This window comes from Flavobacteriales bacterium (genome assembly GCA_013214975.1).
Taxonomy (GTDB): domain Bacteria; phylum Bacteroidota; class Bacteroidia; order DT-38; family DT-38; genus DT-38.
Genome location: JABSPR010000020.1, coordinates 66,369 through 75,170, shown reverse-complemented (window position 1 = coordinate 75,170; position 8,802 = coordinate 66,369). Strand labels below are relative to the sequence as shown.

General features: G+C 36.2%; 4 protein-coding genes. 1 reads left to right on the top strand and 3 read right to left on the bottom strand.

Features of this window, described 5'->3' with window-relative positions:
- On the bottom strand, positions 1-492 hold a 492-nt coding region (locus HRT72_01620), incomplete at its 3' end, for a hypothetical protein (GenBank protein ID NQY66411.1).
- A 429-nt stretch (positions 493-921) separates the two neighbouring features.
- Between HRT72_01620 and HRT72_01615 the strand changes: the two genes are divergently transcribed.
- The gene (locus tag HRT72_01615; GenBank protein NQY66410.1) at positions 922-2,376 is read left to right on the top strand and encodes an aryl-sulfate sulfotransferase; all 1,455 of its coding nucleotides are present in this window, start codon (positions 922-924) and stop codon (positions 2,374-2,376) included.
- Here the strand turns inward: HRT72_01615 and HRT72_01610 are convergent.
- Positions 2,368-4,149, bottom strand: coding sequence for an aryl-sulfate sulfotransferase (locus tag HRT72_01610; GenBank protein ID NQY66409.1), 1,782 nt, complete (start codon positions 4,147-4,149; stop codon positions 2,368-2,370). The two genes, HRT72_01615 and HRT72_01610, sit on opposite strands and share 9 nt — an antisense overlap.
- Before the next feature lie 130 nt (positions 4,150-4,279).
- Positions 4,280-8,737, bottom strand: coding sequence for a PKD domain-containing protein (locus HRT72_01605; GenBank protein ID NQY66408.1), 4,458 nt, complete (start codon positions 8,735-8,737; stop codon positions 4,280-4,282).
- Positions 8,738-8,802 lie beyond the last annotated feature (65 nt).

Sequence of the window (8,802 nt, the reverse complement as noted above, 5' to 3'; positions counted from 1 at the left end):
AATGTCACCAGACAAAGTAAAGTCCCCACACAAATTGGCAGCATACACCCCGCCAGTATAACCGTCCCATGCCGGAGGAGTAATTGCTCCCTGAGTATAATTCCCACTAGCGTCTCCTGTAATTACTTTGATAACTTGTACCATACCAGAAGTACTAAAGTTAGACACATCTGCATCTACTAAAATATCATCCGCGCCAGGCATAGACAGAATCGTTCCGAACACATAAGCTCCTGCATTATTATAACCAGTAACAGCGCCATATCCCGCATCATTAGCTTCGTAGATATCAGCACCTTTCATCTGAATTATTAGCACCATTGTATCTACACCATAGTTCGCTCCTTCACCCGCCAAAAGTGAAATAGTCGATCCATTTATCGCAGTAACCTGACTGTATACATTTTGGGCTCTTGATGAATTACTAAATGTGATAACCGCAAATAACATTACAGTTAAAAATTTCATAACACTTCCGATAGATAATCTCATATTTTCAAATTCTGGTTCCTTTCAAATTTAATCCTTCTCCTTCCTATGTACTTTAATACACTTCAATTGTCTAAATATCCGAAATAACTCATTAAAAAATCACCAGTTTAAACTTTAAAACACCTTAAGCTAAGTAACATACGAAAACTACACACTGGCTATACCTTAAGAATGATTCAATAAATCCATCCAATAATTAATTATTCAAAAAAACAATAAATGATAGATTAATTAAATTCGGAATACCCCATGTCAGCTTGATTTCAGTTAATCGACTACTTATAACCTAAATATTCTCTTCTGAAACAAATTTATATCTATTCAGAATAAATAATTTCTTTCCTTTTTGGTGTTTACCTCTATTAAAAGTGTAATAACTATATATTAAAGATACCTTTCAACGAAATTTGAAGACTATCCACAAGTAATATGCTGGTAAACAAATCATATTTATATTTTTCAATATACATAAGCCTATGTATTTGTGGGATTACTAATAGTTACGGACAACCTACTATTCCTATTACAACTCCCGTTGATTACCCTAGTTTCCAGATTCAACATACAGGACAAACTGAAGAGGGATTTATTTTCTTAACTACCACATCAACCTCTGGTATCGAATACTCTATAATATTAGATAATTTGGGCAACACAATTTACTACAAGGAGCACCTTGGAAAGGATTTAAAAGTAATTCAAGATACTCTTCTTGGTTATGCCGAAAGCGACAAGTACTACCTGATGGATACCACCTACACTATAGTAGATTCAATAGAATGCGCTAAAGATCGGAACACAGATTACCATGACATATATTTCAAACAGAACGGAAACCCTCTATTACTTTGCTATGATTGGATAGCGGATGTTGACTTAACATATTTAGACCCGTCATTTACAGATCAAGGAGTGGTTAAAGATTATTATATCCAAGAGTTAGATATTGCTACTAAAGATCTGCTTTACGAATGGACAACCCTTGGCGTTTTAGACTATGCGGATAATAAACATCTGACTAATTACGCGAACTTCCTCATTAATTACATCCATATGAATTCTGTGTCCGAAACCATGGATGGCAATATTCTATTGTCGTTGCGAAAATTCGATGAAGTAACTAAGGTAAGTACAATTGATTCTTCAATTATCTGGAGACTCGGAGGAAACAATAGCGACTTTACTTTTATTAATGACTCATTAGGTTTTTGCAGTCAACACGATGCTCAAGAGCTACCGAACGGTAATATATTACTTTACGATAATGCCAACTACACATCAAACAAACCAAGAGTTGTAGAATACGAATTAGACATGAATGCCATGACAGCTACTTTGGTGAAAGAATTCGAAAATAATTATATACTATCTGCTGACAACCAAGGCAATGTGCAATATCTAGATAATGGGAATTACTTTGTTTGCTGGGGAGGCGTAAACCTAGCGAATCCGAATGTGACCGAATTTAATCCAGCCGGACAAAAAGTTTTTGAACTATTTATTGATAGTGCGCTCACGTATAGTGGCATGTCCTATAGAGCATATCGTTTTATGTGGGGGACGAATTTCCCTACCCTAATTGAAAAATCGTTAGATAAGGATGACATATTGTTCCTAAACTACCCGAACCCATTTAGTTCAAACACAAAGATTACTTTTTATAACCATTCATACGGTAACGTAACTATAGACATTAGAGATATGTCGGGGAAGCGTATTAAAACAATTCTAAACCAAAAAAAAACCTTCAGGGATTCACAATATAAATTACGATGGGAACAGTTTAAATCCAGGGATATATATTCTTACGTTGAATATGAACGGCAACATACTCACGCGAAAGATTATTCGAGAATAAGTCGAACACCATTTCTTTCATCTTGATATAATAATTTTTCTTGTCCGTTTAATTCCATCCGCATTCAGAATCAAAAAATACGAGCCGGTTGCATATTCGGATACATCCAATTGAACTTGATGAAACCCTGATGTATAGCGTGTAGTCATTAAAGATTCGAGTACTACTCCTTCTATATTTAACAATACTATTTCAACATCAGCTCCATCAACCAAACTAAAGACAACATTCACATCAGTGGAAGCAGGGTTAGGATAAGTGTCTAACAAAGGCTTAACAACAGTTCCCTTCTTAAAGAAATTTGTTGTTAGCGTATCAGGCCACTCGAAACGATAGGCTCTATAAGATGGACTTCCTCCACTATCAATAAACAACTCAAAAAGCTTATTACCCAACGAGTCATACTCAACTACAGAGGGTACTGATCCCGATGCATTCCCCCAACATATTAGAGAATTACCATTTGGCAAACGCTGCACATTCCCCATATTAGGAGCATCGTAAACAAGATTATGCGTTTGTTCCCACACAACTTCAGCGGTCATTAAAACCGTGTCTAGCTTATACTCTATGGCTCTTGGTTGCACTCCAGTATAATTGGAGTTATCGTACATAATTAAATTACCATTTGGCAACCTGTTCACATCATGTTGGTGGCAAAAAAACACAGAATCATTTAATAGCGTAAACTCATTATTCTTACCCCCTAATCTCCATATTATATCTCCAGTAACTCTATCTATTTTAGTTACTTCATCTAGTTTTTTTGCAGAAATTAGAATATTGCCATCATAATCTTCTGTGAATGAATTAATGTGTGTTATTGAAATAATAAAATCGGTAAGCGAGTTGTGCACATTATCGGTTGGGTCGTAATAGTCGAACCCATTCCATGAAAAAACAGCTGACTTAGAAAGCGAATCAATTTCTTGAATAATTGATGAGCGTAAATAGGCAGCTGGGTTTCCACCAGTAACCCATTGACTCATATCGAATGTCTGATAAACAAAAGAACCGACAAGCGCATTTCCGTTTTCTAAATATTCGATGTGGTGAAAATCCGTATCCAAGTTATCGCATTCAAAAGAATCAATTTTTGTAAATGAATTATCCATGAGATAAAAAAACCATTCATAATCATCGAAGTAGCTCATCCTATCCTTCGATACTCTTTTAAAATCATAGGCATTTACCTCATCTACCCATAGAACGTCTCCGCTATTATCAATTAGGTAAACAAAACCCGGATAGTTCATTCCTCCTGGCCCAGTAAGAAATATATTACCTTCAGCCGTTGAATCAATTAGATCTACTGTTAGTTCAGGAAAAAAGTCTGGAAGAACTACCGATTTAGAATTCACATTTCCCTCATCCAGTTCACCATTTTCTCGCTTAAATTCAACTATTTGAGCTGCTGTTAATTCATGTCTCACACTAAAGGAAAAATCATTCTGAGGATTGTTTCCATCCGAAACAGTTACTTGTTCTTTAGCCACAAAGGGAATCGAATGTCGTAACACTAGTGTTCTTCCATCCCGAATAAGCTCAAATGAACAAGAATGCTCCCCGGAAACACTACCCACCACAGTAATATTTTTAAGGCATATTTTATCCGCAGAAATTACGTCTTTGTATCTTAATATTATCGTCGAATTATACCCTGCAGATGTTGAATTATTTCTGGGTGATGAGTATTCTAGATCGGATATACAGTTATTTGATGCAGAAATATTTTTCCCAGCCAATAGAACTAAAGTTGCGATAATGCTCCATATTAAACTTGACTTCTTTATTTTCAAACTATACCTGAATTAAGATTATAACTAGATTTTAAATTAACAGATTACTCTCTTATATATAGTACACTTCTATACTCGCTAAATCTTAAACTAAATTAATATAATAATGGGGCTTGAAAGTTAGAGATCGCTATTTCAACAAAGTAAAATACCCCTCTTTATTGTGCTCTACATTATAGTAGCTCATGGCACTAATCTTATACACATAGATATCGTTATTCTGTAGTTTGCCTTTATAATATCCATCCCAGCCTTGTTCCATATTGTCGGTCTCAAATACTTTCTCTCCCCATCTGTTAAATATTTGGAAAGACAAAAGGTCTTTAACAGCCCAACCCTCTAAGCTAATAATATCATTATTATCGTCTCCGTTTGGTGTAAATGCAGTTGGCATTTCTAAATGAATATCTTTTATTAATTCAATAATAAGCACCACATCTGTAGCTCCACAACCCAGAATATCATCAACGGTAACATTGTAAATTACATCTTCTAATGGATTAACAAATGGGTAACTACAATTTGAACAAGACAGGCCAGTAGTATCTTCCCATATAAAAGTCCACCAACCATTATTTGTGCTAACAGGAAGTACTACCGTATCGGCAATTACAACTGTAGTATCCCATAATGGGTTAACATCAACTTCAGGCACTATCCGTACATAAGTAGAATCCGATGAAGCGCATCCTGTATATTTATCGGTAACAACTAATTTAAATCCAGTTGAATCATTGACTGAAATATTAGGATTATTAGCGCTATCTAATAAAAACTCGGATGGTGTCCATGCATAATGATTAGCCACAGAATCATATGATGGTGGCCATACTTCTAATCGCTGTGTCCCGTTATAACAAAAAGTATCGGCTATTGCTATTGCAATAGGCAAATCATTTACTATAATATCCTTCACTATAGTATCCGAACAACCCACTGTTGTATTCTCTACAATCAATTGAACAGAGAAAGTCCCAGTCGACTCATAGGTCTTATTAATCGTGGTTGGGGACTGAGAGGTATTATTGTCTCCTAAATCCCATTGATAGCTATCTGCGTTTTTAGCCATTGCAGTAAGAACAATACTCTCTCCAAAGCACAGACTGGTATCGGCAAAGGTACTGTCGTTGTTCCTATTAAATTCTGCTCGAACCTCATGAATAAATATCTCTGTCAACGTATCAAAATTACATTTTCCGGTTTCATCATACACTACCAAAGTGGCAGGAGTACTACCACCGGTAGGTAAAAAGTTATATTGATGAGGCCAAGGTCGAGGGGTTGGCTGATCTATATAAAACGTATCAATAATCCCATCACCATAATCCCAAACCCAAGAGTAAAAGTTGACAAATTCGGTTGTATCGAACACAATAGTTTCTGACTTACATATATTATTTACATCAATGGAGAACTTACCCAATGGGTTAGCTACATAAAAAGATGTGTCGAATTGATCTGAGCAACCATTTGGTGAAGTCAAAGTAAGTGTTACGCTATCTAGGCCTTGATAATAAATATCGTACATAGTCGTAGAATTATCCAGCGTTTTGGTTTCCTCTCCATTAAACCATTCCCAATGCTGATTGATACTCAAATCGTTTGTAGTATCGATAAAGGATATTTGCGTTTCGTTACAAAAATTACCCTCCGAATAAAACCAAGATGTAGGAGTTGCATCAACAGACATATAGTGTTTTATAGAATCCTTACAACCGGAATTTAGCTCAGTAAAAACCAGAGTAATGGAGTCGTGCAATACTTGATCAAATTCAAAACTTGGATTCTGTGCATTGTCTATCGCACTCCCATTTTTAAAATCCCACTCAAACGATAGGTTAGATCCTTCTAGCGTAAAGTCATCAGCAGTAAAGCTTACAGTTTGCCCAACACATATTTCATCTTCATCATTTACAACGGTTATAGTTGAACTGATATCATATCTAAATATTGAATCCGTTGATATTACGACACATCCTATGGTATCTGTTACTTCCAAAACAACAACCACAGTATCTGCAGCTAACCCATCATAACCATGTTTAGGATTTATATCGTTACTCGTAGTTCCATCGCCAAAACTCCAAAACTGTGTTGCTTGTGATATTGGATTATACCCGTTAACTGTGAAATCAATAGAATCGGGATAACATACTCTATTATCAGGGTCTGATATTGTAAATGAACTACCAATATCGTTTACAAAAACTGGAAACGAGGCAGTATCTGTACACCCATTATCATCTTCTACAACCAAATAAACTATTTGATCTCCTCCATTTAAAAGTCCAAAAGAAAATATACTATCGCCTGTTACGATTGGTCGCATTGCGGGATCACTAAAAAGCCATTGATATCCCCGGTATGGATAATTAGTTACATCTGAAGAAGCCGTGGCATTAAACTCATAATCAACTCCTTTACAAATAATGGAATCTTGAATTTGCCCCATAGTTGTAATAGTAATATCTGCCCGGATACTATCTCTTATTGAAATATAAACAGTGTCTTTTGTGGAGCCACAACTGGAAGCTGGATTAAATGCTTCAAGCACAACAATATAATCTCCCTCCACCGCATAGGTATGTATTTCTGTATCTAACATACCAACTGTACCATCTCCAAAGTCCCAGCTAATACTTGTTTCTCCTTGACTATTATTTACAAAAGAGACATCCATAGGAGTATCACAGTTCATCTGGTATTGAATATCTGCAATCACTCCATCGACCTGAACAGCATCGACCTGTGTAACGGATGAATAACATCCATTAAATTCGGCTTCCAACGTAACAGAAAAAGCCCCTGTATCTGTTACATGGGTCCATGATGGTGCATCGTCCCCATAACAATGAAACAACCTACTATCATCTGAAGAGAAACGCCATGCATCTACATTAGATTGATCAATCGTTGTGTTCGTATAAGTGACCACATCACCTGGGCAGGCTGGGCTTCCTAATATTGTAAAATCCAACACTCGAACATCCCCTACTTGTACCTCCATTAGGAAAGAAGTATCTGAACAGCCAGAGACAGTATTAATTACCAAGTAAGGATTATAGGTACCGGTATCTACGTATGTATGGCTTACCCCATTTCCTGTTAACGCTACTAATTCATTCCCATCATCGTAAACCCATTTCCATTGAACAATTGAATCTAATGAATTACTGTAATCTGAAAAATTAACTGTTAGCGGTACACAACCATTATTCTTATCGTAATACAATCGTGATTTAGGTACCGCAATAGTATCCTGGTCTGCAAAGAAAGCTGGGCAACCTGCTTGACTAACTATCTTTACGGTATCTATATGAGAATAATCAGATGTCATATTGTATTGGTCAGAATATGTACTAAACACATGCGTGGGGTTTTGAACAAAATCAAAACCAGCATCCCCAAAATGCCAAATCCACGAATTAACCGGAACATTGGACGTGGCTACATAAGTTGCCGTAGTTGAAGAAGAACATGTGTAATCCGGTGATGATGTATAGCTCACAACTGGCTCCTCCACGTAAACCTCTGTTATTAATGTATCGGAACACGGACCATTGTATGTTATTAGTTCTATAAAATTGACCCCAGCGGTATCGTAAAAAACGATCGGATGTAGATCTTTAATCGAATCAGAAAACTCAACAAAATTCCCTGAAAAACCATAATCCCAGTTTTGCAAATTACCCGTTGAACTATCTGCTATTGTATATTCAACATTGATGCATAGGGTATCATCAATAATAAAATCTACTACTGGTGTCCCAATAGTAATTATCTTATAACCACTATGTGATTTACAATCTAGAGTATCTGTTGAGTAAACGAAAAGGATATGACTACCAGTAGTATCAATGAATATATCTTGTGAAATCCCATTTACTATACTATCAAAAGGAAGAAGCCATGTATATATTAAATCTGGGTTAGGATTTACCACATTGATAGTCTGCTCATAAAATGTATCACAAGAGCTATAAGTAAGACTGCTAAGCGAAATTGGAGAAGGCTTAGTCACGAAAGTGATAAAATCACCAAAAAGTTGTGTTACATCACAAGATGGAATATTCGTAGTTATTGCCAAAGACACATCAAAACTTCCAGCCTGTAGATATTGTTTTGTATTAGCACATTGATTAACAGTTGATGAGCCAGAACCATCCCCATACGTCCAGCTCCTTTCCAGAATTGTCATTGCAGGAGGAAAAACCGAATTGTCTGAAACATCGCAAAAAACAACAGGTTCATAGGTACATCCAGCGCTATCACTAGCAGAAATACTAAGTTGTGTTTCGGGGTAAACGGCTATCTCAAACGATCCCTCAACCGGTCCAGTTTCCGTTTTTCTATATTCTACAGTATAGTTCAAAACTGCATTTGTGCTGTTCAAAAAAATATGAGAAGGTGTGCAATTGTCAAATGCAGAAGCGCCATCGTCAAAGTCCCAAAACAACTGTTCGCAAGAGGCGTCGTTAAAATCTACAGTAAATGGCGTACAGCCAATTGTATCTGAAACAGATGGCACTTGACCCAATACCAAGATTGAAATATTAACGAGAAAAAATACAGCTAATAACCTTTTCAATTTCTAAAGCAAATCTATTTATAATTTGATATTTTGTACGAAGTTATCGTATCTAGGTTCAGGAC